Below are 22,380 nucleotides of genomic sequence, written 5' to 3' on the forward strand. Positions count from 1 at the left end.
CGATGAATTCTGTACCGACGGGTGGCAGCGGAGACCGGCTCGCGGAATTCCGCGAGCTGCGCGAAAAGGTCCGGCGCGGGCCGGGTGAACAGGCGACCGCCGCCCAGCACGCCAAGGGGAAGCTCACGGCGCGCGAACGCATCGCACTGCTCCTGGACGAAGGCTCCTTCCACGAGGTGGAACCGCTGCGCCGGCACCGGGCCACCGGATTCGGAATGGAGGACAAGAAGCCCTACACCGATGGTGTGATCACCGGCTGGGGAACGGTCGACGGGCGCACCGTATTCACGTACGCCCACGATTTCCGGATATTCGGCGGAGCGCTCGGCGAGGCCCATGCCCAGAAGATCCACAAGATCATGGACATGGCCCTCGCCGCCGGGACCCCGCTCGTCTCCCTCAACGACGGAGCCGGCGCCCGGATCCAGGAGGGCGTCACCGCCCTCGCCGGGTACGGCGGCATCTTCCAGCGCAACACCAGGGCCTCCGGGGTCATCCCGCAGATCTCGGTGATGCTGGGCCCCTGCGCCGGCGGCGCGGCCTACTCCCCGGCCCTCACCGACTTCGTGTTCATGGTCCGTGAGACCTCGCAGATGTTCATCACCGGCCCGGACGTGGTGCGCGCGGTGACCGGCGAGGAGATCAGCCAGAACGGCCTCGGCGGCGCCGACGTCCATTCGAGCGTCTCGGGCGTCTCGCACTTCGCCTACGACGACGAGCAGACCTGCATCGAGGAAGTCCGCTACCTCCTCTCCCTCCTGCCCCGCAACAACCAGGAGCCCCCGCCGGCCGTCACCGGCGGCGACACCGCCGACCGTCGCTGCGAGGCGCTGAACACCCTCGTGCCCGCCGACGGCAACCGCCCGTACGACATGCGCGAGGTGATCGCGGAGATCGTCGACGACGGCGAGTTCCTGGAGGTCCACGAGCGCTGGGCCACCAACGTGCTCTGCGCGCTGGCCCGCGTCGACGGCCACACCGTCGGCATCGTCGCCAACCAGCCGCAGTCGCTCGCCGGCGTCCTGGACATCGACGCCAGCGACAAGGCCGCCCGGTTCGTCCAGCTCTGCGACGCCTTCAACATCCCACTCGTCACCCTGCTCGACGTCCCCGGGTTCCTGCCCGGCGTCGACCAGGAGCACGGCGGCATCATCCGGCACGGCGCCAAGCTGCTCTACGCCTACTGCGCCGCCACCGTGCCCCGCGTCCAGCTGATCCTGCGCAAGGCGTACGGCGGCGCGTACATCGTCATGGACTCCCGCTCCATCGGAGCCGACCTCTCCTTCGCCTGGCCCACCAACGAGATCGCCGTGATGGGTGCCGAGGGCGCGGCGAACGTGATCTTCCGCCGCGAGATCAACGCCGCCGACGACCCCGAGGCGACCCGGGCCCAGAAGATCAAGGAGTACCAGGCCGAGCTGATGCACCCGTACTACGCGGCCGAACGGGGCCTCGTCGACGACGTCATCGACCCCGCCGACACCCGCTCCGTGCTCGCCGCCTCCCTGGCGATGCTGCGCGCCAAGTACGCGGAACAGCCCGACCGCAAGCACGGCAACCCGCCGATGTGACGGGAGGGACACCAGCATGGGACACACCGAACGGGGCGCACCGCTGTTCCGGGTCCTGCGGGGCGAGCCCGGCCCGGAGGAACTGGCCGCGCTGACCGCCGTACTCCTCGCCCGGGCCGCCGGCCCCGGCGCCGACCCGCCGCCCGCCCCCTCGGCCCCCGGCCTCCGGGGCCCGCGCCGCCGGGGCCGGTACACCGCCCCCGGCGCCTGGCGGCGTACCGCCTGACCCCTTTTCCGGAAATCCGCCGGCACTTCCGCGACGTGGCGACCCCGGGCGCCGGCCGACCGGAAAATGCCAGCCGGCCCGCCCCGGAACCCTGCTCTGAGCAGGTCTGGCAGCTAACTGACAGAGCCCTTTCGCGGGGCTCGCCGACTGAATAGATTCGAAAGCGAAGCGGAAGCAAGCCGCGTCATCGTCCGGGCATCCGGACCACCTTCACCACGAATGGGGAATTCCTGTGGCCGCTACGACCGAAGAACGCCGCGAGACCATCAAGGACATCGTCTGCGACATCCTCGAAATCGACCCCGAGGACGTGACCGCCACCAGCCTCTTCAAGGAGGACCACGACGCCGACTCGCTGCGCGCCATCGAGATCCTGGCCTCCCTGGAAAAGGAATTCAACGTCGTCATCAACCAGACCGAACTCGGCCGGATGGTGAACCTGGACGGCGTGTACGAGGTCGTCGCGGAAGCCGCCGACTGGAAGTAGGGCCGGGCGGCGCTGTGACCACGGACGGAACACCTTGGGAACGGCCGGTCCGCCGGCCTCGCGAGATAGCGGGATGAACATGACTGATGTACCGGCGAACAGGGTGGTCATCACCGGACTCGGCGCGGTCTCCAGCATCGGGCTGGGCGCCTCCGAGTTCCTTTCCGGGCTGCGTTCGGGCCGTAGCGCCGCGAAGCCGATCACCGCGTTCGACACCGAGGGCTTCGATCACGCGAACGGCTGCGAGATCGTCGACTTCGACCCCACCCACTGGATCAAGAACCTCGAACCCGAAACCCTGGGCCGGGCCAGCCAGTTCTCGGTGACCGCGGCGCGCATGGCCCTCGACGACGCGGCGCTGGCCGAGGCGGACCTGCGCTCCGGCCGGTGCCTCATCTCCATCGGCACCACCGACGGGGAGTCCCGCGACCTCGACCAGCTCGTCGAGACCGAGGTGCGGCGGGGAGCCGAGCACATGGACCCCACCGTCACCGCCCGGGTGCCCGCCGGCCGGCTCTCGGCCGCCATCGCCCACGAGTTCGCCCTCAGCCGCGTCGAGGCCGTCACCCTGCCAACCGCCTGCGCGGCCGGGAACTACGCCATCGGCTACGGCTTCGACGCGGTCCGCACCGGAGAGGTCGACTACGCCCTCGTCGGCGGCGCCGACGCCCTCTGCCGCAAGACCTTCACCGGCTTCTACCGGCTCGGCACCATCGCCCCGGAGCGCTGCCAGCCCTTCGACATCGACCGCAAGGGCATCCTCACCGGAGAGGGGGCGGGGGTCCTGCTCCTCGAAACCCTCGACTCCGCCCTGGCGCGCGGCGCCCGCATCCACGCCGAGGTGCTCGGGTACGGGCTCAACTGCGACGCCCACCACCCCGTCGCCCCGAACCAGGACAGCGTGGCGCAGTGCATGCAGCTCGCCCTCGACGCGGCCGGGGTGGGGCCCGAGGACGTGGACTTCATCTCCGCCCACGGCACGGGCACCAAGGCCAACGACGTCACCGAAGCCCGCGCCATCCGGCAGGTGTTCGGCGACCGCACCCCCCGGACCGTGTCGATCAAGTCGATGCTGGGCCACAGCATGGGGGCCGCCAGCGCCCTCGCCTCGATCGGCTGCGCGCTCGCCCTCACCGAGGGGTTCATCCCCCCGACGATCAACCACGTCGAGACCGACCCCGAATGCAGCGTGGACTGCGTACCCAACCACGCCATCGACGCCGAGCTCCGGGTCGTCCAGAACAACGGGCTGGCCTTCGGCGGCAACAACTCCGTAGTGATCTTCGGCAAGTACGAGGAGGCCCGGACATGACCCCACGCCCCGCCCCGGCGGAATCCGCCCTGCCCGACCTGGTCTTCACCGGCCTCGGCGCCATCGCCAGCATCGGCACCGGAGTCGACGAGGTCTTCGAGGCCCTGTGCGCCGGCCGCAGCGGACGCGCGGAGCTCCGCGGCTTCGACCGCTCCGGCTTCCGCGCCCAGCACGCCTACGAGATCGACGACCGTCCGGCCCCCGGCACCGACGAGCCGGGACGCGCCACCCGCTGGCTGATCGCGGCCATCGAGGAGGCCGCCCGCGAGGCCGGACTCGGCGAGGACCTCTCCGACGTACCGGTCCTCATCGGCACCGGCCTGCGCGAACTGCGCTCGGCGGAGCTGCGCTGGAGGGACGGCGCCGACTTCGACATGGCGGGCCTGCACTTCGGCACCGCCCTGCGCGAGCGCTTCGGGGCGGTCCGCACGCACACCTTCTCCAACGCCTGCTCCGCCTCCCTCTACGCGCTGGCCCTGGGCTGCGACCTGCTGGCGGCCGGCACCGCCGACACCGTCGTCGTGGCCGGGGTGGACACCCTCACCGAGAGCATGTACGGACTCCTGGACCGGGTCCACATGGAAGCCCCGGACGTACTGCGGCCCTTCGACCGCGACCGCAAGGGCGTCCTCATGGGCGAGGGCGCCGCCGCCGTGGTCCTGCGCCGCGGCGACCGTACGGGCTCCGCGCCCGACGGCACCGCGGTACGCAGTCGGCTGCGCTCGGTGCACGTCAACTGCGACGGCTACCACGTCACCGCCCCCGACCGGGACGGCATCGCGGAAGCCGTCCGCGGCGCCCACCGCGAGGCGGGCGTCAAACCCCAGGACATCGGCCTGGTCATGCTGCACGGCACCGGCACCCTGCTCAACGACGAGGCCGAGGCGGCCGCCATCGGCGACGTCTTCGGACCGGAGGCCGGCACCCCGCTGATGACCGCGGTGAAGTCGATGACCGGGCACACCTCGGGCGGCTCCGGGCTGCTCAGCCTGATCGTCGCGCTCAAGGCCCTGGAGTCGGGCCGGATACCGCCCGTCATCGGGCTGCGGGAACCGATCGACGAGGCGGCCGGCTTCCGGCTCGTCCGGGACCGGGAGACCACCGCGCGGCCGGTCCTCGCCCAGGTCGACGCCTTCGGATTCGGCGGCGTCAACGCGGTCGCCGTGGTGGAAAGGGCGGCACGGTGACCCACTCCCCCAACGGCCGGGACGCGGCCGGGGTTCCGGCCGCCGAGGTCCTGGTGACCGGCATCGGCACCGCCCTGCCCGGCCTCACCGGCCCCGCCGGCCTGCTCGACCCTCGCCCCGCCCGGGAACACCACCCCGTCGACCCCGGCGCCCTGATCGGCCGGCGCGGGCTGCGCTACAAGGACCGGGCCTCCCAGCTCGCCCTCTGCGCCGCCGAGGCCGGCCTGCGCGACGCGGGCCTGCTGGCCGACGGAGCCCTGTCCGTCCCCGCCACCTCCACGGGCGTCGTGGTCAGCTCGAACCTGGGCAACCTCGACACCGTCTGCGAGGTCGCCGACGGCATCAAGGAGCACGGGGTCGCCGGCATCAGCCCGATGGGCCTGCCCAACGCCTCCAGCAACGTCCCCGCCTCCTCCCTCGCCATCCGCCACGGCCTGCGCGGCCCCAACCTGATGGTCTGCAACGGAGCCACCTCCGGCCTCGACGCCGTCCACTGGGCCGCGGTGATGATCCGCGCCGGACGCGCCGACCGGGTCCTCGTGGTCGGCGTCGAGACCGCCAACCGCTACGTCGAGGGACTGCTCGGCCGGCCCTCCGCAGAACTCCTCGACGGGGCCGTCGCCCTGGTCCTGGAACGGGCCTCCGCCGCCGCCGAGCGCGGTACCCCCGGCCTGGCCGTCCTCGGCGCCTACGCCCGGGAGGCCGGGGTGGCGGCCTGCCTGGACCGGCTCCTGGGCGACCGGGCCGACAACCGCCGCGCACCGGCGCTGTGGTTCGTCCCCGAGGGCCACCGGGGGAACGAGGCCGGCGACGTCCCCCGCCACGACCTCACCCACCGCTTCGGCAGCGCCTCCGGCGCCCTCGGCGTCCTGCAGTGCGCGGCCGCCGCCGGCCGGCTCTCCGCCCACGGCGGGGACCACCGGGCCGGGCCCGTACTGGTGACCTCCGGCGGCGACCGCGACGACGCCTCCGCCGGGTTCCTGCTCACCCCCCTGCCGGCCGCCCCGTGACCGGGGGACCCGCGCCGGTGTCCGTACGGCTGCGCCGGCCGGGCCGCGGTACCGGCCCGCTGCGCGTCCTGCTGCTGCACGGTCTGGCCGGCGGCGCCAACGTCTGGGACGCCCTCCTGGAGCACACCGCCGGCTCCCCGCACGAGGTCTGGACCGCCGAACTCCCCTGGCGGGCCGAAGGGGTGCCGGGCTGGACCGGGCACTCCCCGGCCCACTGGGTCCGGCAGGCGGCGGACCGGGTACCGGGCGGCCCGGACGTGGTGATCGCCCACTCGTTCGGGGCCAACGCCCTCCTCGCCCTGCTCGACGAGGAGCAGGAGGGCGGCCCCGCCCCACGGCCCCGCGCCGTGGTGCTGGTCTCGCCCTTCTACCGGCCCCGGCCCGAGGACTTCGGCTGGGAGGCGATCTCGTACTACCTGAACGACTTCGACCGCATCCTCGCCGACGGCCTGCGGGTCCGCTCCGGCGGCCGCCTCCCGGACGACCTGCGCCGGGAGATGGCGCTCAAGGTGCGCGACCGGATCGGCCCGTACGGCTGGGTGAGCTTCTTCGACACCTACCTGCGGACCCCCGACCTGCGCACCGACCGCATGACCATGCCCTGCCTGATCGTCGGCGGCGAACGGGACTTCGCGTCCTTCCCCGCCGACAGCGAGGCCCTGTGCGCGGCACTGCCCTACGCGAAGGCCGAGATCCTGCCCGGCTGCGGGCACTTCGCGATGACCGAACGGACGGCGGAGTTCGCCCGCCTGACGGAGGACTTCCTCCAGTCCGTCGCCTGACGACGCCCGCTGCGCCCGCGCCGCCCGCCGACCCGCAACCGAACCGCCGACAAGGACAAGGAAGCGACCGACATGACCACCCACGCCGAAACGGCCGTCAAGTACCTGCTGGGGACGGAGACCACCGTCCGGGTGCGCCCCCGCTTCGAGGGCTCCAACATCAACACCTGGATCGGCTTCAAGCACGTCAACTACCTCGTCGAGGAAGCGGTCCTGGAGCACTTCCGCAGCGCCGGACTGCCCTCCCGGGAGCTGTTCGAGGAGTACGGCCTCGGCCTCGACGTCGTCGACCTCGACACCCGCATCCTGCACGCCTTCCACCAGGACGACGAGGCCCGCGCCGTCGTCGTCCCGACCACCCGGGACGAGGACACCCGCTTCCGCTTCTCCGTCACCCTGTACGTCGAGCGCGAAGGCAAGGAGCTGAAGGCCGTCACCTCCAAGGCCGAGGTCTCCCTGCGCGCCGACGACTACCTCGCCCCGCTCGCCCACCCCCGGGAACTCGCCCGCTTCACGGTGGAGCGCCTCGGCGACGCCACCGGGCGCGGCCCCTGGGACGGCAAGGAGACGGCCGTCGCCGACAACACCGCCCTGGCCGCCGGCCGCGGCACCACCGGCGCGGACCCGGTGCTGGAGCAGCTGCTCGCCGGAGAGAACGCCTTCGGCTGGAAGTGGCGGATCCCCTACCCGTACTGCCACTTCAACGAGCGCCTCGCGCTGTCGGGCTACCTGCGCCAGGTCGAGGAGGTCGTCGACCTGTTCCTCGCCGACCGCGGCATCTCGATCAAGACGCTGCTGGACGACCGCAAGTGGATCCCCGTGGTGCCCCGCTCGCGGGTCACCTTCCTGGACGAGGCCCTGATGGAGGAGGACCTGTACACGGTCTTCACCGTCGAGGAGGTCTTCAAGGACTTCACCTACACGGCCCGCACCGACTTCTACGTGGTGCGCGACGGGCGCCTCGTCCAGACCGCCACCGGCCGGATCACCCACGGCTACGCGGTGTTCGAGAACCGCCGCGACTGGAGCCTGGTCGGCTTCGACGAGCGGGTCGTGCGCGCGCTGAACGGCGGCCTCCCGCAGGCCTGACCCCCCCTGCCCCTTTCCGTCCCCCGCATCCCGGAGGAGACCCCGATGGAAGAAGTGCTGATCACAGGTCTGGGCGCGGTCTCGCACCTCGGCTCCGGCGCCGATGCCCTCTGGCAGGGCCTGATGCGGGCGCGCAGCCACCCCGAGCCGGCGGCCGACCCGCACGCCAGGATGGACGTCCCGCTGATGTACTCCGTCCCGGGAACGCCGGAGCCGGACGGGCCCGCCGAGGGCCCCAGCCCCGCCGCGCGCTTCGCCGTCGAGGCGGCCCGGCAGGCGCTGGCGGACTCCGCCCTCGGCGAGGTGGCGCCGGAGCGGGTCGCGGTGGTCATCGGCACCGGCATGGGCGACGCGACCCTGCACGAGCGGTGGCGGGCGGAGGGGCACCCGCCGGGCGGGGAGTGGGCCCCGGTCTTCTCCGTGGCCTCCGCCCTCGGCGAGTGGCTCGGCGCCGAAGGACCCAACACCAGCATCAGCAACGCCTGCGCCGCGAGCGGATTCGGCATCTCGGCCGCCGCCGAGCTGATCCGTACGGGCGCCGCCGACGTGGTGCTTGCAGGGGGAGCGGAGGCCTACTCCCGGGTGGCGCTGGCCTGCTTCAACCGGCTGGGCGCCGTCGACCCGGAGCGGTGCCGGCCCTTCGACGCGGGCCGGCGCGGCACCGTCTTCGGGGAGGGCGCCGGGGTCCTCGTGCTGGAGTCCGCCGCGCACGCCGAGGCCCGCCGGGCCCCGCGCGTGTACGCACGGCTCGCGGGCGAGGGATGGAGCTGCGACGCCCACCACGCGACCGCGCCGGAACCCGGCGGCACGCAGATCGTGCGCGCCATGCGCGAGGCGCTGGAGCGGGCCGGGGCGGGCGCCGGCGAGGTCGGCTGCGTGGTGCCCCACGGCACCGGCACCGAACTCAACGACGCCGTCGAGAGCCGCGCCCTGCACGAGGTGCTCGGCGCGGCGGCCGGCCACACCCCGCTGTACAGCCTCAAGGCCCTGGTGGGGCACACCGGCGGGGCCGCCGCCTCCCTCGCCGCCGTGGCCGCCGCGCTGGTCCTGCACCACCGCACCGTGCCGCCGAACCGCCCCGTCGAGGAGCGGGACCCGGACTGCGACGTGCTGCTGCCCGTCGAGCCGGCGCCCCTGCGGGGACGCTTCGCCCTGGTCAACGCCTACGCGTTCGGCGGCAACAACGTATCCCTCGTCCTCCAGGAGGCCCGCGCATGACCACCCCCCCGTCCACGGCGTACCGGGACGCGCCGCTGGTGGTGTCGGGCATCGGCGTGGTGACCCCCCGGGGCGACCGCCCGGTGGAAGCCGCCCGCAGCGCCCGCCCGGCCGCGGCGGCGCAGGCCGGCGACTGGTTCGACCACCGCGCCCGGCTGGGACCGCGCGGCTACAAGTACCTGCCCGCCGCCTCCCAGTACTTCCTGGCCGCCGCCAAGGAGGCCCTGGCCGACGCCCGGGACGAACCGGAGCACTGGCCCGCCGAGCTGCGCGGGGCCGCGGTGGGGACCAACAGCTCGGCCGCCGCCCTGCACGAGGCCATGGACCGGACCGTGCTCGCCGAGGGCGCCGCGGCGCTGAGCCCCGTCACCGCGCCCTACTTCTCCATCAACCTCTTCGGCAGCCGGCTGGCCACCGAACACGGGCTCAAGGCCTTCAACCTCACCGTCACCTCGCCGCGCGTCGCCGGCCTGGAATCCCTGGAGACCGGCGCCCGGGCCGTCGCCGCCGGCCGGGCCGCCTGGCTGCTCGCCGGGGCCACCGAGGAGGCCCTCGACCCCGCGCACGCCGGGCACGCCGACTCCGAACGGGGCGCCGTCGCGCTCGTCCTGGAGCCGCTGGAGTCCGTCCGGGCGCGCGGCGGCCGGGCCTACGGGCACTGCCGGGTCCGGAGCCTGTTCCTGCCGCCGCGCACCGCCGCCGCGGGCCGGGGCGCGCAGCGGGCCCGGCAGCTGATCGACGCCGCCCTGACCGCATGGGGGGCCGGCCCGGCCGGCGCCGCGCGGGTGATCGCCGTACTGGACGGCTCGCCCGTCGGACGCGCCGTGGCCCAGGCCCTCGGCCCGGGCGCCGAGACGGTCCCGGCGGGCGCGGGAGCCCTGGAGCCCCTGCTGCAGGCGGCGGGCGCGCTGGCCGCGCTGCCCGGCCCGGTCCTCGTCGTCACCGCGGCGGCGCAGGGCAACCTCGCCCTCGCCCTGCTCACCCCGGCGCAGGACGCACCCGCCGGACCGGCTCAGGCGGCCGTCCCCGCGGCCCCCGCCGCCTGAACACGACGCACCCCGCGTACCACCAGCACGAAGAAGAGAGGGAGTTCATGACGACGTCACTCGAGGGTTCCTGGTGCCTCGTTCTCGGCGCCTCCAGCGGGATAGGCCTGGCCAACGCCCGGGCCCTGGCCCGCGAGGGGGCCCACGTCCTCGGCGTCCACTTCGACACCGCCGAGGGACAGGAGAAGGCCGAGGCGGCCGTCGAGGAGCTGCGCTCCACCGGGGTACGGGCCCACTTCTTCAACGCCAACGCGGCCTCCCCGGCCACCCGCGGCGAGCTGGTGCCCCGGTTCGCCGAGCTGACGGGCGGCGCGCCGCTGCGGGTCGTCCTGCACTCCCTGGCCTTCGGCACCCTGCTGCCCTACCTGCCGGCGGACGGCGGACCCGCCCTGACGGCCCGCCAGATGGACATGACGCTCAACGTGATGGCCCACTCCCTCGTCTACTGGACCCAGAGCCTCGACGCGGCCGGACTGCTGGGCGCGGGCTCGAAGATCTTCGCGATGACCAGCGCCGGCGACCAGCGGGTGACCGCCCACTACGGCGCCGTCTCGGCGGCCAAGTGCGCCCTCGAATCGCACGTCCGCCAGCTCGCCCTCGAACTCGCGCCGCAGGGCGTCTCCGTCAACTCCCTGCGCGCCGGCGTGACCGTCACCCCCTCGCTGGAGCGCATCCCCGAACACGAGAGGCTGGTCGAACTCGCCGCCCGCAGCAACCCGCACGGCCGCCTCACCCGCCCCGAGGACGTCGCCGACGCCGTCGTCGCGCTGGCCCGCACCGACTCCTCCTGGATCACCGGCAACGTCATCGGCGTCGACGGCGGCGAGGCGCTGACCACCTGATGCGCACCCGACCCTCCGCCCCCGGCCAGGGGCACCGCCCGCCCGGCCGCCGCTCCCCGCGCGCGCTGCTGTCCGCCGTGTCCGCCCTCGCCACCGGGGCCGCACTCGCCGCCCGGCACGCCCACGAGCTGTACCACCCGCCCGCCGCCCGCCCCGGCCGGACCCCCGCCCACAAGGGCCTGCCCGTCCGCTCCCTGTCGGTGACCACCACCCGCGACCGGGTGACCCTCGACGCGTGGGTCGTACCCGGGCGCGGACCGCACACGGTGGTGATCTGCCACGGCATGGGCCGCACCAAGTCCAGCGTCCTCGGCCACATCGCCCTGCTGCACGAAGCGGGCCACCACGTGGTCGCGTACGACATGCGCAACCACGGCGAGAGCGGCCGCGACCGCAAGTACGGCAGCATGTCCGAGCGCTACACCGGCGACCTCGCCGACGTGATCGCGGCCGTGCGCCGGGACCCCGAGGTAGGCGCCGGGGAACTCGCGCTGATCGGCTTCTCGTTCTCCACCTGGGTCTCCCTGCACGTGCTGCGCCGCATCGGCACCCCGGTCGCCGCCGTCGTCTGCGACAGCGGCCCCATGTCCGACACCGCCGCCGGCCTGCGCGACTTCGCCGGCCTGCGCCGGTCCCAGCTGCCCGAACCGGTGCGGACGGGCGCCGCCTACACCCTCTACCGCCGCCTCTTCTCCCGGATCTGCATGCACATGCTGGCCGTGCGGAACTGGCCCCCGGACCTCGCCGGGCTCCCCACCCGGCTGATGTTCATCGCCGGAGCCCAGGACCCCGTCATCGCCGAGGCCCAGATCATGGGCGTCGCCGACCGCTACCCCGACGCCGAACGCTGGACCGCGCCCCAGGCCATGCACATGAACGCCCTGCGCTTCGACGCGGCCGAATACCGTGCGCGCGTCCTCGGCTTCCTGGAGGCCTCCTTCGAGGCCGCCGCCGACCGCAGGAAGGAGGCGGTCCGCCATGGCTGAGTACCTCCTCGTGGAATCCCAGGGCGGCTACGCCGGACCCGGCGCCGAGGCCTTCCTCGGTGACGCCGTCCGGCTGGCCCGCGCCGGGCACGGCGTGGCCGTGCTGCTGATCGAGAACGGGGTCACCGAGGGCCTCGCCGCCGCCGGACCGGCCGTCGGCCGGGTGCTGGCGGCCGGCGGCGAGGTCTGGGCGGACGCCTTCTCGCTGGACCAGCGCGCCCTGTCCGCGCGGCGGCTCGCGCCCGGGGTCCGGGCGGTGGAGATGGACGAGGTCGCCGAGCGGCTGCTGCGGCCCGAGGTGCGGGGAGTGTGGCACTGACATGGCCAACCCCCTGCCGCGCGCGGACCTACTGATCGCGATCATGGGCGCCCCGCACACCGGTGACCTGGTCACCTCCGCCTTCCGGCTCTCCCAGGCCCTCCTCGCCCGGGGCGCCCGCGTCCACCTGTGGACCTGCGGCCACGCCACGGGCCTCACCCGGCAGGCCCTGGGCACCGGCAAACCGCGCAACGTCGTGGACTGGGCCCGGGAGTACCCGACGACGGCCGCCCTGGCCGCCGAACTGCTGGCGGCCTTCCCCACCACCCTGCACTGGTACGCGTGCCGGTTCTGCAGCCAGGAGCGCGGCGCCGACGCCCACATCCCGGGGATCCGGCTGCGCGCCCCGTTCAAGTTCACCGAACACCTCGACGCCGCCGACAAGGCCTTCTTCCTGGGGGTGTGCTGACCGTGGCACCACAGCCCACCACCGGGCGCCGGCTGCTGGTCGTCGAACGGGCCTACCGCGGCTCGGTCGAGACCCAGTTCGCCGACGTGCTCTACCTGGCCCGCGAACTGAACCGGCAGCAGGGCGGCCTGGACGTCCTGCTGCGCGGCCTCGCCGTCACCTTCGCCACCGCCGCCGACGACGACGCCCCGGCGCGGACCGTCCGCATCGGCCGCATCGACCTCGACACCCTCCCCGACCCGCGCGCCTCCCTGCGCACGCTGCTGGCCGAAGGCGCCGGCGTCTGGGCCGAGGAGGCCGACCTGGCCGGCCTCGGAACGGCCCCGGACCGGCTGCTCCCGGGGGTCCGCCGGGCCCGCCCCGACAGCCGCCCGGACTGGTCCGCCTACCAGGGCGTGCACTTCCTGTGACCACCCCCGCGGCCGTGACCGCGACCGGCGGGCCCAGGCCCGTACGCCCCACCGAAGCCACCGAAGGAGCACCGCGACCCATGGAAACCGCCACCGCCCGCCGAGGGCCGCTCATCACCGCCTGGTCGGCCGTCTCGCCGTACGGGCTGGAGCGCCCGGAGTTCACCGCCGGCATCACCGCCGGGCGCAGCGCGGCGGCCGCACTGGACCGGAGCGTCTGGGACGGCCCCGTCGACACCGCCTGCCTGGTGCCCGGCTTCGACAGCAAGGCCGTGCTGGGCCGCAAGGGCACCCGCTCCATGGACCGGGTGACCGGCCTCGCCGTCACCGCCGTCGGCCGGCTCCTCCAGGACCCCGACGGAGCGCGCATCCCCGGCGTCGGCGAGGACGCCGGACTGGTCCTCGGCACCAACACCGGCAGCGCCCAGAGCATGATGGACTTCACCCGCGACTCCGTGGTCCAGGAGAAGCCCTTCTACGTGGACCCGATGCGCTTCCCCAACACGGTGATGAACTGCGCCGCCGGCCAGTGCGCCATCTGGCACAAGCTCAAGGGCCCCAACACCACCGTCGCGGGCGGCCGGGCCTCCGGGCTCCTCGCCCTCAACTACGCCCTGCGGCTGCAGAAGTCCGGGCACACCAGGACCGTGCTGTGCGGGGCGGTCGAGGAGTTCTCCCCGGCCCGGGCCTGGCTGGAGTTCCACACCCGCAGGCCCGACGAGGCCGACGGGATCCTCGGCGAGGGCGCCGCGGTACTGCTCCTGGAGTCCGCCGAGGCCGCCGCCGAGCACGGCCGGCCCGGCCTGGCCGAGGTGCTCGCCCTCGAGTTCGGCGTCTTCCACACCGACGCCCAGGTCGCCCCCGTCCTCGCCGACAGCGTCCGCCGCGCCCTGGACCGGGCCGGAGTACAGGTGCGGGAGGTCGCCCTCGTCGCCGACTCCCGGGCCCACGGCGTCCGCGGCGCCGCCGAACGCGAAGCCCTCGCGGCGGTGTTCGCGGACCACGAGCCCGAACGCGTCCCCGGAGCCGAGCTGATCGGCGACACCCACGCCGCCTCCGCGTCCTTCCAGACCGCCGCCCTGCTCGCCACCGCCGAGGGCCGTCCCGGCCTGGCCGGCTCCGTCGGCCTGATCACCTCGGTGGACCGCGACGGCGTGGTCGGCTGCGCCGTCCTGCGCCTGCGCTGACCGACCGACCGAACCGCCGCACCCCAACCGTCCGAAGCACACCAAGGAGAAACACATGTCCGAGACCACCGCTCCCGCCGTCCTCGAACTCGAGAACCTGCGCCGCACCGTCGCCGACGTCCTCGACGTCGAGGAGGCCGAACTGACCGACGAGGCCGACTTCGTGAACGACCTCGGGGTCGACTCCCTGATGGCCCTGGAGGTCATGGTCGTCCTGGAGAAGAAGTACGCCGTCAAGCTCGGCGAGTCCGAACTCAAGGAGGTCACCTGCCTGCGCAAGGCGTACGACCTGCTCGACGCCAAGCTGACGGCCGCCTGATGGCGGCTCCCGCCGCCGGCCCCGTACGCGCCGTCCCGCTCCTCGACCGGGACGGCGCCGACGGCGCCCCGCGCACCACGGTCCGCATCGACGCGGACGAACGGGTCTTCCCCGGCCACTACCCCGGCTTCCCCATCTTCCCCGGCGTGTGCGTCGTCGAACTGGTCCACCGCAGCGCACTGGCCACCGCCCCCGCACCCGGCGCCCGCCTCACGCTCCGCGCCGTCGAGTCCACCCGCTTCCTCAGCCCCGTCTTCCCCGGCGACCGCCTCACGATCGAACTGAAGTGGACGCCCCGCGACGGGCACTGGCGCTGCGAGGCGGTCGCCGCCACCGACCGGGGCCGCGCCGCGACGGTCCGGCTGCGCTTCACCGAAGGGAGCACCCCGTGCTGACCACCACCGGGATCAAGCGGGTGCTGCCGCACCGCTACCCCATGCTGCTGGTGGACCGGGTGACCGAACTGGTCCCCGAGGAACGCCTCACCGCCCTCAAGGCGGTCACCTGCAACGAACCCTGGTACGAGGGGCTCGCCGAGGACGCGGACGACGAGGGGCACGGCTATCCGCAGACCCTGCTCGTCGAGTCCTGGTGCCAGGCGGCCGGCGTGCTGGCCGCGTGGGACACGCCCAACCCGGACGTGCTGTCGGGCCAGGTGATGCTCTTCGGCAGCATCTCCGACGTCGTCCTGCACCGGCCCGTGTACCCCGGCGACGTACTGGAGCACCGGGTCCGGCTGGTCCGGGCCCTCAGCGACACCGTGATCTTCGAGGGCGAGGCCCTGGTCGGCGGCGAGACCGTCATGGAGGTCGGACGGGTGGTCATGGCCATGCGCCCGGCCGCCGAGCTGACCGGAGCCCGCGAACAGAGCCCGGCGGCCCGTCCCGCCGGCGTGCAGTGAGGAGTACGCACATGTCGGACAACACGCCCAAGGTCGCCCTGGTCACCGGCGGCACCCGCGGCATCGGACGGGCCACCGTCCTGCGCCTCGCCCGCGACGGCCACGACGTGGCCTTCTGCTACGCCTCGCGGCCGGACGCCGCCGCCGAACTGGAGAAGGAGGCCGCCGAACTGGGGGTCCGGGTCCACGGGCACCAGGCGGACGTCTCCGACCCGGACGCGGTACGGGCCCTGGTCGCCGGGGTCGAGGACCGGCTCGGCGGCATCGACGTCGTGGTGACCTCGGCCGGCATCGTCCGCGACCAGCCGCTGCTGATGATGGCGGACGAGGACTGGCAGCAGGTGCTCCGCGTCAACCTGGACGGCACCTACCACGTCTGCCGCTCGGTGGTCTTCGAGATGATGAAGCGCAAGAGCGGCTGCATCGTCAACATCTCCTCGGTCGCGGGGGTCTACGGGCACGCCACCCAGACCAACTACTCCGCGTCCAAGGCGGGCATCATCGGCTTCACCAAGGCCCTCGCCAAGGAGGTCGGCCCCTACGGCATCCGGGCCAACGCCGTCGCCCCCGGGTTCATCGAGACCGACATGACCGCCGGGCTGTCCGGCAAGGTCAGGGAGAAGGCGCTGCGCGGCATCCCGCTGCGCAGGCTGGGCCGTCCCGAGGAGGTCGCGGACACGGTCGCGTACCTGGTCGGGGCCGAGTACGTGACCGGCTCGGTGCTGCAGATCGACGGGGGCCTCGTTGTCTGAGGCAGGCCCGTCACCCAGGGCGCGCGGGCAGACCCCGCCGCGCTTCTACTTCTCCCTGCGCAGCCCGTACTCCTGGCTCGCCCACCAGGACCTGCTCGCCCACCACCCGGACGTGGTGGAACGGCTCGAATGGCGGCCGTTCTGGGAGCCGGACGAGGAGAGCGCCCGGGCCCTGCAAGCCTCCGGCGGCCGCTTCCCGTACGTGGCCATGTCCCGCGAGAAGCACCTGTACATCCTCCAGGACGTCCGGCGGCTGACCCGCGAGCGCGGGCTGGAGCCGACCTGGCCGGTGGACCGCGAGCCCTGCTGGGAGGTCCCGCACCTGGCCTGGCTGGTGGCTCAGGACGCGGGACGCGGACCGGAGTTCGTCGGCCGGGTCTACCGGGCGCGCTGGCAGGAGGGGCGCGACGTCTGCGACCCCTCGGTGATCGGCGAGCTCGGCGCGGAGCTGGGCCTGCCCGCCGAGCGGCTGGCCGGCGCCGCCCGTGACCCGGAGCTGCGCCGGCGCGGGGTGTCGGCGCTCCTCGACGTCTGGCGGGACGGGGTGTTCGGCGTCCCCTTTCTCATCGACGGACACGACAAATTCTGGGGAACGGACCGGATATCCGATTTCGCCCGCTCGGTTCGCGGGCGGGCGGCGGAGGGCGGGAATCGGAAAAGCGTGAAATCCGGTTCTCCGAACGCCCCGGCGGATACCGTGGCCAGGTCGGCTGACGGGGGTCACGCCGGCGGCTGCGGCTGAAGCGAACGGTCCGGACGGCCGCACCACGGTATTCACCGGGAGGGAATTCACATGCAGGCAAGAGGCAACGGGACGGAAATACGAGAAAGCGCGGCGACGGAAAGCGGATCCTCCAAACCGCCCCGTCGCGGCGGCCTCGTGGGCGGTCTCCTCCCGGCCCTGGCGGTGCCCGCGGCGCCGGTGTACGGGGCGCTGCTCTCGTACCTCGTCTACCACCCGCCCCGCCGCCCCCACCACAAGCACCCGCGGGACTTCGGCCTGCCGCTGGAGGAGGTCTCCGTCCCCCTCCCCGGCGGCAGCCGCACCCTCCACGTCTGGCTCTGCCGCGGGGGCGCCGACCGGGTCGTGGTGATCGGCCACGGCATCGGCCTGAGCAAGTCGGCGAGCCTGGCCCAGGCGGCCTTCCTGCACGAAGCGGGGTACACCGTCGCCCTGTTCGACCACCGCAACCACGGGCTCAGCGACTCCGACAAGGCCTTCTGGGGGCTCAGCGAGCGCCACACCGACGACGTGGTGGCCGTCGTCGACCACCTGCGGGGGAGCGACGGGTACCAGGACGCGCGGTTCGCGGTCTTCGGTTTCTCCTTCTCCACCTTCCCCTCGCTCTACCTGCTGCGGCGCCCGGACCTCCCGGTGGACGCGATCGTCTGCGACAGCGGCCCCGCGCTCGAACTGGAGCCGCTGTTCCGCAACTTCCTGCGCGCCAAGGGGCTCCCGGTACCGCGCCCGCTGCGCTCGGGCCCCTCCTGGGCGGTGCTGACGGCGGTGTTCTCCCGGCTGGGCACGGCCATGCTGCGGGCCCAGTGGCCGCCGCCGGCCGAGGGCGCCTACATGGACACCCCCGTGCTGATCCTGGCCGGGGAGGACGACAGCATCATCCCCGTCGAGGGGGCGCGGGCCCTCGCGGCCCGCTACCCGCGGGCGGAGATCGAGGTCCTGCCGGGTACGGAACACCTCCAGGGGATGAAGACCGACCCCGACCGGTACCGCACGGCGGTCCTGGACTTCCTCAAGCGGGCGTTGGGGTAGCGGCCGCCGTGGGAGACCCTCGCGTATGGGGGGCGACGCCCGGGGAACGGGGCGCCGCCTACCCCTGTGACGACCTGCTCGGCCCCTCGGCCGAGCCCTGGCTGCGAGCCGTGACCGTACGGGCGCCGGCCCCCGTGGTCTTCCGCTGGCTGTGCCAGCTGAAGGTGGCCCCGTACAGCTACGACAGCCTGGACAACTTCGGCCGCCGCAGCCCCCGCACGCTCACCCCGGGGGCGGAGCGGCTGGAGACCGGGCAACGGGTCATGACCATCTTCGAACTCGTCGGCTTCGAACCGGACCGCCACCTCACCCTGCTGCTCACCACCCCCTGGGCGGTCCGGGCCTTCGGGGAGTTCGCGATCACCTACCGGGCGGACCCGGTGGACGCGCGGACCACCCGGCTCGTCGTCAAGCTGATGGTGGGCCGCCGCCCCGGCCGCCTCGGGGCCGCCCGGCTCCGGATCATGGCCCGCGGCGACCTGTTCATGATGCGCCGCCAGCTCGCCACCCTGGGGGCCCTCGCCGAGCGGACAGCGGCGGCGCGGAAAGGGCCCGTTGGCAGCTAACTGCCAGTAGGGCGCGATCAATTGACCCTCCTCCGGGCCGCCCTGGACGATCGGTCGCGGGCCGGCCTCCCGGCTCCTCCCCGATCGCATCGAGAGGTCGCATCCCCGTGGTTCAGCAGCTTGCCGGGCAGGAGCCGGAGCAGTCCGCGCCCGACGCCCCCCGGATCCCGGCGGGGCGTCGGCGCCTGGCCCTCGCCGTACTGGTGCTCGCGCAGCTGACGGTCTGGCTGGACAACACCATCCTCAACGTGGCCCTCAAGACCCTCGCCGACCCGCGGGAGGGGCTGGGCGCCAGCACCAACCAGCTCCAGTGGAGCATCAGCTCCTACACGCTGATCTTCGCCGTGATGCTGTTCAGCGGCGGGGTCCTCGGCGACCGGTACGGCCACCGCCGGATGCTGCTCGTGGGAACGGCGGTCTTCGCCGCCTCGTCCCTGTGGGCGGGCCTCAGCGGGGGACCCGGCGAACTGATCACCGCACGCGGGGCCATGGGCGTCGGCAGCGCGCTGATCATGCCCGCCACCCTCTCCCTGATCTCGGCCGTGTTCGACGCCCGTGAGCGGGCCATGGCCATCGCCGTCTGGTCCGGCTCCAGCGGACTGGCCATCGCGGCCGGCCCGCTGGTCGGCGGGGCGCTGCTGGAGCGCTTCTGGTGGGGGTCGGTCTTCCTGGTCAACCTGCCGCTGGCGGCCGTCACGGTCCTCGGCGCGGTCCTCCTGCTGCCGGCGGCGCGGAGCACGAGCCGCACCGGGCTGGACCCGCTGGGCGTCCTGCTGTCCACCGTCGGCCTGCTGGCGGTCGTCTACGGCCTGATCGAGGGCGGCCACCGCAACGCATGGACCGATCCCGCCGTCCTCGCCCCGATCGCGGGCGGCGCGGTCGTGCTGGTGGTCTTCGTCCTGGTCGAGCTGCGGGTGAGCACCCCCAGCCTCGACGTGCGCCTCTTCCGCAACGCCCGCTTCTCCGGGGCGACCGTCTCGGTGATGCTGACCTACTTCAGCCTCTCCGGGTCGATGTTCTACACCGCCTTCTACCTCCAGGGCGTCCGGGGCCAGACCCCGTTCGAGGCGGGGCTGAACCTGGTGCCGGTGGCGGCCGGCGTCCTGACGGGCGCGCCCCTGTCGGCCGGCCTGGTCCGCCGCTTCGGCCTCGGTCCGGTGGTGGGCCCGGCCATGCTGGTCGCCGCCGGCACCTTCCTGGCGTACACGGGCATCGGGACGGGAACCCCGATGGCCTGGTTCTGGCTGCTGCTGTTCGTCCAGGGCGCCGCGATGGGCGCCGCCATGGCGCCGACCACCGAGGCGGTGATGGCGGTCCTGCCGCCGGAGCGGACCGGTGCGGGGTCGGCCGTGAACAACTCCATGCGTCAGATCGGCGGCGTCCTGGGCGTCGCCGTCCTGGGCTCCCTCCTCACCACCACCTACCGCGCGCAGATCGAACCCGCCCTGGCCCCGCTGCCCGCCCCCGTGTCCCGGGCGGCGGGTGCCTCGGCGGAGGCGACCCGCCAGCTCGCCGCCCGGCTCTCCCGCCCGGACCTCGGGGCGGCGGCCGACGACGGTTTCGTCCACGCGATGCACGTCGCCTCGGTCCTGGGCGGGGCCGTGGCCGCGGCGGGCGCGGTGGTGGTCCTGCTGGCCTTCCGCCGCGGGAAGGGATCCGGCACGATGCGGTGATGATCACTTCGCCCGTCCCGCCCGTCCCGCCCGTCCCGCCCGTCCCGCCCGTCCCGCCCGTCGTCCCCGCAGGCCGCCTGGCCGCCATGGAACAGCCCGTGCTCCCGCTCCCCGGCGGCCTGGAGCTGCGGCCGTGGGAGGCGGGCGACGCCGGCGTGCTGGTGGCCGCGGCCCGGGAGCCGGCCATCCGGCAGTGGAACCGGCTCGTGGTCGCGTCCGAGGAGGAGGCGCGCCTGCGGATCGGGCGGATGCACGAGCGCCGGCGCAACGAGCAGAGCGTGCTGTGGGCGCTGGCCCGGCCCGGCGGCGGTGGGGCCGTGGGCCTGATCGGCTGGGGCGACGTCGACCTGGCCGGCGGGAGCGCCGAGATCGTGTACTGGATCCTGCCCGAGGGGCGCGGCCGCGGGGCGGTGGCCGAGGCCGTGGAGCGGGTCAGCCGGTGGGCGTTCGACGACCTCGGGCTGCACCGGCTCCGGCTGTGCCACGCGGTGGCCAACACGGCCTCGTGCCGGGTGGCGCAGAAGACCGGCTTCCTCCTGGAGGGGACGATGCGCAGCGCCCTGCTGCACGAGGACGGCTGGCACGACGAGCACCTGCACGCCCTGGTCCAGGGCGACGTCCGAGGCCCGGGAAGCGGCAGGCCCGGCGGTGGCCGTGGCCTCACACCGGCAGACCCGTCGGCTCCTTGATCCGCTTCATGATGATCTGCGAGTTGACCTCCGTCACCCCGGAAAGGGCCGTCAGCCGCTCGATCCACAGGCGTTCGTACGCCCGGAGGTCGCCCACCGCGATGCGCAGCAGGCAGCCCGGGCTCCCGAACAGGCGGTAGGCCTCGATCACGTCGGGGATGTCCTGGAGGGCCGCCTCGAAGGCCTCGACGGCCTCCCGGTCGCGGCGGACCTCCACCGACACCAGCACCTCGAAGCCCCGGCCCACCGCCTCGGGGTCGATCACCGCGCGGTACCCCTGGATCACCCCGTCCTGCTCCAGCTGCCGCACCCGGCGCATGCACGGGGACGGGGTCAGCCCCACGCGCTGGGCCAGCTCCTGGTTGCTGAGCCTTCCGTCGCGCTGAAGCTCGCGCAAGATTTCACGATCAATGGCGTCCATCGCGCAATTATCCCCCACGATTTCACAGGCTGGACCGCCAACGCGCAATCGCATTGCGCGTAGATCTCACTATCATTGCCCTTTCCAGAAAATTCGTGCGAGCCCCGCTCGGGGGTCCAGACAGAGTCAGGGAAGGGTGGCCATGGGGCGCATCGTCGTCATCAGCACCGGCGGGACGATAGCCAGCCGGTGGACGGGCTCGGGCTTCGCCGCCGAGGCCGACGGCCGCGAGGTCATGGCCACCGCGCCGCTGCCCGAGGGCATCACCGTCGAGGTCGTCGACCTGTTCAGCGTGAACAGCCCCCGCCTGACCACCGCCCACCAGCTCACCCTGCTGCGCACCGTCCACGAGGTCCTCGCCGACCCGGCCGTCGACGGCATCGTCGTCACCCACGGCACGGACACCCTGGAGGAGTCCGCCTTCCTGGTCGACCTGCACCACCACGACCCCCGCAGCGTCGTGTTCACCGGCTCGCAGCTGCCCATGGGCTCCACCGAGGGCGACGGCCCCGGCAACCTGTACGACGCCCTGCTCACCGCGGCGACCACGCGCGGGCTCGGCGTCCTGGTCGCCTTCGCCGGCCGCGTCCACGCCGCCCGCGGCACCATGAAGACCCAGGCCGTGGCCCTGGACGCGTTCGCGGACCCCTCGCGCGAACTCCTCGGCAAGATCGGCTTCGGCAAGGTCACCGTCCTGCGCCACCCGCGGCGCCCGCAGCCCCTCTCCCTCCCGGCGATGCCGGAGCTCCCGCCGCGCGTGGACATGGTGATGCACCACGCCGACGGCGACCCGGTGCTCCTGAACGCCGCCGTGGCGGCCGGCGCCCGGGGCATCGTCCTCGTCGGCACCGGCGCGGGCAACGCCACCCCCGAGATCGTCGAAGCGGTGCGGCAGGCCGTGGCCCGCGGCGTGCTCGTCGCCCTGACCACCCGCGTCCCGGCCGGCCCGGTCACCGAGATCTACACCCACGGCGGCGCGGTCGACCTGGTCGCCGCCGGCGCCGTCCCCACCGGCACCCTGCGCGCCGGCCAGGCCCGCATCGCGGTCCTCTCCGCCCTCCTGTCCTCCGAAGACCCGGCCGAACAGGCCCGCGTCCTGCGCGCATCCCTGTCGGAGGACGACCCGGCCCTCGTCGACGCCTGAGCCGATTCCGACCCGCCGGAGCCCCGGGCGCCATCGGGTTCCCCGCAACGATCCCGGTGCGGG

The 22,380-nt window shown here is 73.8% G+C and carries 27 protein-coding genes; 26 read left to right on the forward strand and 1 reads right to left on the reverse strand.

The window, feature by feature from the left end:
* The first annotated feature begins 2 nt into the window (after positions 1-2).
* From ACFY0O_RS18100 to ACFY0O_RS18220, 25 genes are all read left to right on the forward strand, one after another.
* Positions 3-1,571, forward strand: coding sequence for an acyl-CoA carboxylase subunit beta (locus ACFY0O_RS18100; protein WP_388947644.1), 1,569 nt, complete (start codon positions 3-5; stop codon positions 1,569-1,571).
* A gap of 16 nt (positions 1,572-1,587) precedes the next feature.
* The gene (locus ACFY0O_RS18105; RefSeq protein WP_388947645.1) at positions 1,588-1,797 is read left to right on the forward strand and encodes an acyl-CoA carboxylase epsilon subunit; all 210 of its coding nucleotides are present in this window, start codon (positions 1,588-1,590) and stop codon (positions 1,795-1,797) included.
* Between the two features lie 232 nt (positions 1,798-2,029).
* Positions 2,030-2,284, forward strand: a complete 255-nt coding sequence (locus ACFY0O_RS18110; protein WP_358891785.1) for an acyl carrier protein — start codon at positions 2,030-2,032, stop codon at positions 2,282-2,284.
* Positions 2,285-2,363: 79 nt separating this feature from the next.
* Positions 2,364-3,596: a beta-ketoacyl-[acyl-carrier-protein] synthase family protein gene (locus tag ACFY0O_RS18115; protein WP_388947646.1), complete on the forward strand. Its 1,233-nt coding sequence runs from the start codon at positions 2,364-2,366 to the stop codon at positions 3,594-3,596.
* Entirely contained in the window at positions 3,593-4,783 is a 1,191-nt protein-coding gene (locus tag ACFY0O_RS18120; RefSeq protein WP_388947647.1) for a beta-ketoacyl-[acyl-carrier-protein] synthase family protein, read from the forward strand. The genes ACFY0O_RS18115 and ACFY0O_RS18120 overlap by 4 nt, the downstream gene beginning before the upstream one ends.
* Entirely contained in the window at positions 4,780-5,793 is a 1,014-nt protein-coding gene (locus ACFY0O_RS18125) for a beta-ketoacyl synthase N-terminal-like domain-containing protein (protein ID WP_388947648.1), read from the forward strand. Before ACFY0O_RS18120 ends, ACFY0O_RS18125 begins: the two co-directional genes overlap by 4 nt.
* Positions 5,790-6,575, forward strand: coding sequence for an alpha/beta fold hydrolase (locus ACFY0O_RS18130; protein ID WP_388947649.1), 786 nt, complete (start codon positions 5,790-5,792; stop codon positions 6,573-6,575). Before ACFY0O_RS18125 ends, ACFY0O_RS18130 begins: the two co-directional genes overlap by 4 nt.
* Before the next feature lie 72 nt (positions 6,576-6,647).
* Positions 6,648-7,664, forward strand: coding sequence for a thioesterase family protein (locus tag ACFY0O_RS18135; RefSeq protein WP_388947650.1), 1,017 nt, complete (start codon positions 6,648-6,650; stop codon positions 7,662-7,664).
* A gap of 45 nt (positions 7,665-7,709) precedes the next feature.
* Positions 7,710-8,882: a beta-ketoacyl-[acyl-carrier-protein] synthase family protein gene (locus ACFY0O_RS18140; RefSeq protein WP_358891779.1), complete on the forward strand. Its 1,173-nt coding sequence runs from the start codon at positions 7,710-7,712 to the stop codon at positions 8,880-8,882.
* A complete protein-coding gene (locus ACFY0O_RS18145) occupies positions 8,879-9,928 on the forward strand; it encodes a beta-ketoacyl synthase N-terminal-like domain-containing protein (protein WP_388947651.1) in 1,050 nt (349 codons plus the stop codon). Before ACFY0O_RS18140 ends, ACFY0O_RS18145 begins: the two co-directional genes overlap by 4 nt.
* 47 nt (positions 9,929-9,975) lie before the next feature.
* A complete protein-coding gene (locus tag ACFY0O_RS18150) occupies positions 9,976-10,770 on the forward strand; it encodes an SDR family oxidoreductase (RefSeq protein WP_358891777.1) in 795 nt (264 codons plus the stop codon).
* Positions 10,770-11,756, forward strand: coding sequence for an alpha/beta hydrolase (locus ACFY0O_RS18155; RefSeq protein WP_388947652.1), 987 nt, complete (start codon positions 10,770-10,772; stop codon positions 11,754-11,756). Before ACFY0O_RS18150 ends, ACFY0O_RS18155 begins: the two co-directional genes overlap by 1 nt.
* On the forward strand, positions 11,749-12,075 hold the full coding sequence (locus ACFY0O_RS18160; protein WP_358891775.1) for a hypothetical protein: 327 nt from the start codon (positions 11,749-11,751) through the stop codon (positions 12,073-12,075). Before ACFY0O_RS18155 ends, ACFY0O_RS18160 begins: the two co-directional genes overlap by 8 nt.
* 1 nt (position 12,076) lies before the next feature.
* Positions 12,077-12,484, forward strand: a complete 408-nt coding sequence (locus ACFY0O_RS18165; RefSeq protein ID WP_358891774.1) for a hypothetical protein — start codon at positions 12,077-12,079, stop codon at positions 12,482-12,484.
* Between the two features lie 2 nt (positions 12,485-12,486).
* Entirely contained in the window at positions 12,487-12,894 is a 408-nt protein-coding gene (locus ACFY0O_RS18170) for a hypothetical protein (RefSeq protein ID WP_388947653.1), read from the forward strand.
* 80 nt (positions 12,895-12,974) lie between these two features.
* Positions 12,975-14,081: a beta-ketoacyl synthase N-terminal-like domain-containing protein gene (locus tag ACFY0O_RS18175; RefSeq protein ID WP_358891772.1), complete on the forward strand. Its 1,107-nt coding sequence runs from the start codon at positions 12,975-12,977 to the stop codon at positions 14,079-14,081.
* Positions 14,082-14,136: 55 nt separating this feature from the next.
* Positions 14,137-14,400, forward strand: coding sequence for an acyl carrier protein (locus tag ACFY0O_RS18180; RefSeq protein WP_358891771.1), 264 nt, complete (start codon positions 14,137-14,139; stop codon positions 14,398-14,400).
* Positions 14,400-14,795 (forward strand): 3-hydroxyacyl-ACP dehydratase FabZ family protein, encoded by a 396-nt coding sequence (locus tag ACFY0O_RS18185; RefSeq protein WP_388947654.1) that lies wholly within the window; start codon positions 14,400-14,402, stop codon positions 14,793-14,795. The genes ACFY0O_RS18180 and ACFY0O_RS18185 overlap by 1 nt, the downstream gene beginning before the upstream one ends.
* 41 nt (positions 14,796-14,836) lie before the next feature.
* On the forward strand, positions 14,837-15,301 hold the full coding sequence (locus ACFY0O_RS18190; protein WP_388947782.1) for a 3-hydroxyacyl-ACP dehydratase FabZ family protein: 465 nt from the start codon (positions 14,837-14,839) through the stop codon (positions 15,299-15,301).
* 11 nt (positions 15,302-15,312) lie between these two features.
* Complete coding sequence (gene fabG / locus ACFY0O_RS18195; protein ID WP_388947655.1) at positions 15,313-16,053, forward strand: 3-oxoacyl-[acyl-carrier-protein] reductase; 741 nt, start codon at positions 15,313-15,315, stop codon at positions 16,051-16,053.
* Positions 16,046-16,795 carry a 2-hydroxychromene-2-carboxylate isomerase gene (locus tag ACFY0O_RS18200; RefSeq protein WP_388947656.1) on the forward strand — a complete coding sequence of 250 codons (750 nt, stop codon included), beginning with the start codon at positions 16,046-16,048 and terminating at the stop codon, positions 16,793-16,795. Before fabG ends, ACFY0O_RS18200 begins: the two co-directional genes overlap by 8 nt.
* 138 nt (positions 16,796-16,933) lie before the next feature.
* The gene (locus ACFY0O_RS18205; RefSeq protein ID WP_388947657.1) at positions 16,934-17,824 is read left to right on the forward strand and encodes an alpha/beta hydrolase; all 891 of its coding nucleotides are present in this window, start codon (positions 16,934-16,936) and stop codon (positions 17,822-17,824) included.
* A gap of 8 nt (positions 17,825-17,832) precedes the next feature.
* Positions 17,833-18,390, forward strand: coding sequence for a hypothetical protein (locus tag ACFY0O_RS18210; protein WP_388947658.1), 558 nt, complete (start codon positions 17,833-17,835; stop codon positions 18,388-18,390).
* Positions 18,391-18,497: 107 nt separating this feature from the next.
* The gene (locus ACFY0O_RS18215) at positions 18,498-20,063 is read left to right on the forward strand and encodes an MFS transporter (RefSeq protein WP_388947659.1); all 1,566 of its coding nucleotides are present in this window, start codon (positions 18,498-18,500) and stop codon (positions 20,061-20,063) included.
* Positions 20,063-20,752, forward strand: coding sequence for a GNAT family N-acetyltransferase (locus ACFY0O_RS18220; protein WP_388947660.1), 690 nt, complete (start codon positions 20,063-20,065; stop codon positions 20,750-20,752). Before ACFY0O_RS18215 ends, ACFY0O_RS18220 begins: the two co-directional genes overlap by 1 nt.
* On the opposite strand, the gene ACFY0O_RS18225 is transcribed toward ACFY0O_RS18220, so the two are convergent.
* Positions 20,724-21,173, reverse strand: a complete 450-nt coding sequence (locus tag ACFY0O_RS18225; RefSeq protein ID WP_045948661.1) for an Lrp/AsnC family transcriptional regulator — start codon at positions 21,171-21,173, stop codon at positions 20,724-20,726. The two genes, ACFY0O_RS18220 and ACFY0O_RS18225, sit on opposite strands and share 29 nt — an antisense overlap.
* Before the next feature lie 142 nt (positions 21,174-21,315).
* Between ACFY0O_RS18225 and ACFY0O_RS18230 the strand changes: the two genes are divergently transcribed.
* A complete protein-coding gene (locus ACFY0O_RS18230; RefSeq protein ID WP_388947661.1) occupies positions 21,316-22,317 on the forward strand; it encodes an asparaginase in 1,002 nt (333 codons plus the stop codon).
* The last annotated feature ends 63 nt before the right edge of the window (positions 22,318-22,380 follow it).

The organism is Streptomyces sp. NPDC001594 (assembly GCF_042893675.1).
Lineage (GTDB): Bacteria > Actinomycetota > Actinomycetes > Streptomycetales > Streptomycetaceae > Streptomyces.

Coding starts and splice junctions, on each gene's coding strand:
- ACFY0O_RS18185 (WP_388947654.1), top strand. CDS start 14,400: ATGGCGGCTCCCGCCGCCGGCCCCGTACGCGCCGTCCCGCTCCTCGAC.
- ACFY0O_RS18150 (WP_358891777.1), top strand. CDS start 9,976: ATGACGACGTCACTCGAGGGTTCCTGGTGCCTCGTTCTCGGCGCCTCC.
- ACFY0O_RS18120 (WP_388947647.1), top strand. CDS start 3,593: ATGACCCCACGCCCCGCCCCGGCGGAATCCGCCCTGCCCGACCTGGTC.
- ACFY0O_RS18165 (WP_358891774.1), top strand. CDS start 12,077: ATGGCCAACCCCCTGCCGCGCGCGGACCTACTGATCGCGATCATGGGC.
- ACFY0O_RS18225 (WP_045948661.1), bottom strand. CDS start 21,173: ATGGACGCCATTGATCGTGAAATCTTGCGCGAGCTTCAGCGCGACGGA.
- ACFY0O_RS18100 (WP_388947644.1), top strand. CDS start 3: ATGAATTCTGTACCGACGGGTGGCAGCGGAGACCGGCTCGCGGAATTC.
- ACFY0O_RS18140 (WP_358891779.1), top strand. CDS start 7,710: ATGGAAGAAGTGCTGATCACAGGTCTGGGCGCGGTCTCGCACCTCGGC.
- ACFY0O_RS18190 (WP_388947782.1), top strand. CDS start 14,837: ATGCTGCTGGTGGACCGGGTGACCGAACTGGTCCCCGAGGAACGCCTC.
- ACFY0O_RS18220 (WP_388947660.1), top strand. CDS start 20,063: ATGATCACTTCGCCCGTCCCGCCCGTCCCGCCCGTCCCGCCCGTCCCG.
- ACFY0O_RS18230 (WP_388947661.1), top strand. CDS start 21,316: ATGGGGCGCATCGTCGTCATCAGCACCGGCGGGACGATAGCCAGCCGG.
- ACFY0O_RS18180 (WP_358891771.1), top strand. CDS start 14,137: ATGTCCGAGACCACCGCTCCCGCCGTCCTCGAACTCGAGAACCTGCGC.
- ACFY0O_RS18135 (WP_388947650.1), top strand. CDS start 6,648: ATGACCACCCACGCCGAAACGGCCGTCAAGTACCTGCTGGGGACGGAG.
- ACFY0O_RS18175 (WP_358891772.1), top strand. CDS start 12,975: ATGGAAACCGCCACCGCCCGCCGAGGGCCGCTCATCACCGCCTGGTCG.
- ACFY0O_RS18115 (WP_388947646.1), top strand. CDS start 2,364: ATGACTGATGTACCGGCGAACAGGGTGGTCATCACCGGACTCGGCGCG.
- ACFY0O_RS18160 (WP_358891775.1), top strand. CDS start 11,749: ATGGCTGAGTACCTCCTCGTGGAATCCCAGGGCGGCTACGCCGGACCC.
- ACFY0O_RS18155 (WP_388947652.1), top strand. CDS start 10,770: ATGCGCACCCGACCCTCCGCCCCCGGCCAGGGGCACCGCCCGCCCGGC.
- ACFY0O_RS18145 (WP_388947651.1), top strand. CDS start 8,879: ATGACCACCCCCCCGTCCACGGCGTACCGGGACGCGCCGCTGGTGGTG.
- fabG (WP_388947655.1), top strand. CDS start 15,313: ATGTCGGACAACACGCCCAAGGTCGCCCTGGTCACCGGCGGCACCCGC.
- ACFY0O_RS18105 (WP_388947645.1), top strand. CDS start 1,588: ATGGGACACACCGAACGGGGCGCACCGCTGTTCCGGGTCCTGCGGGGC.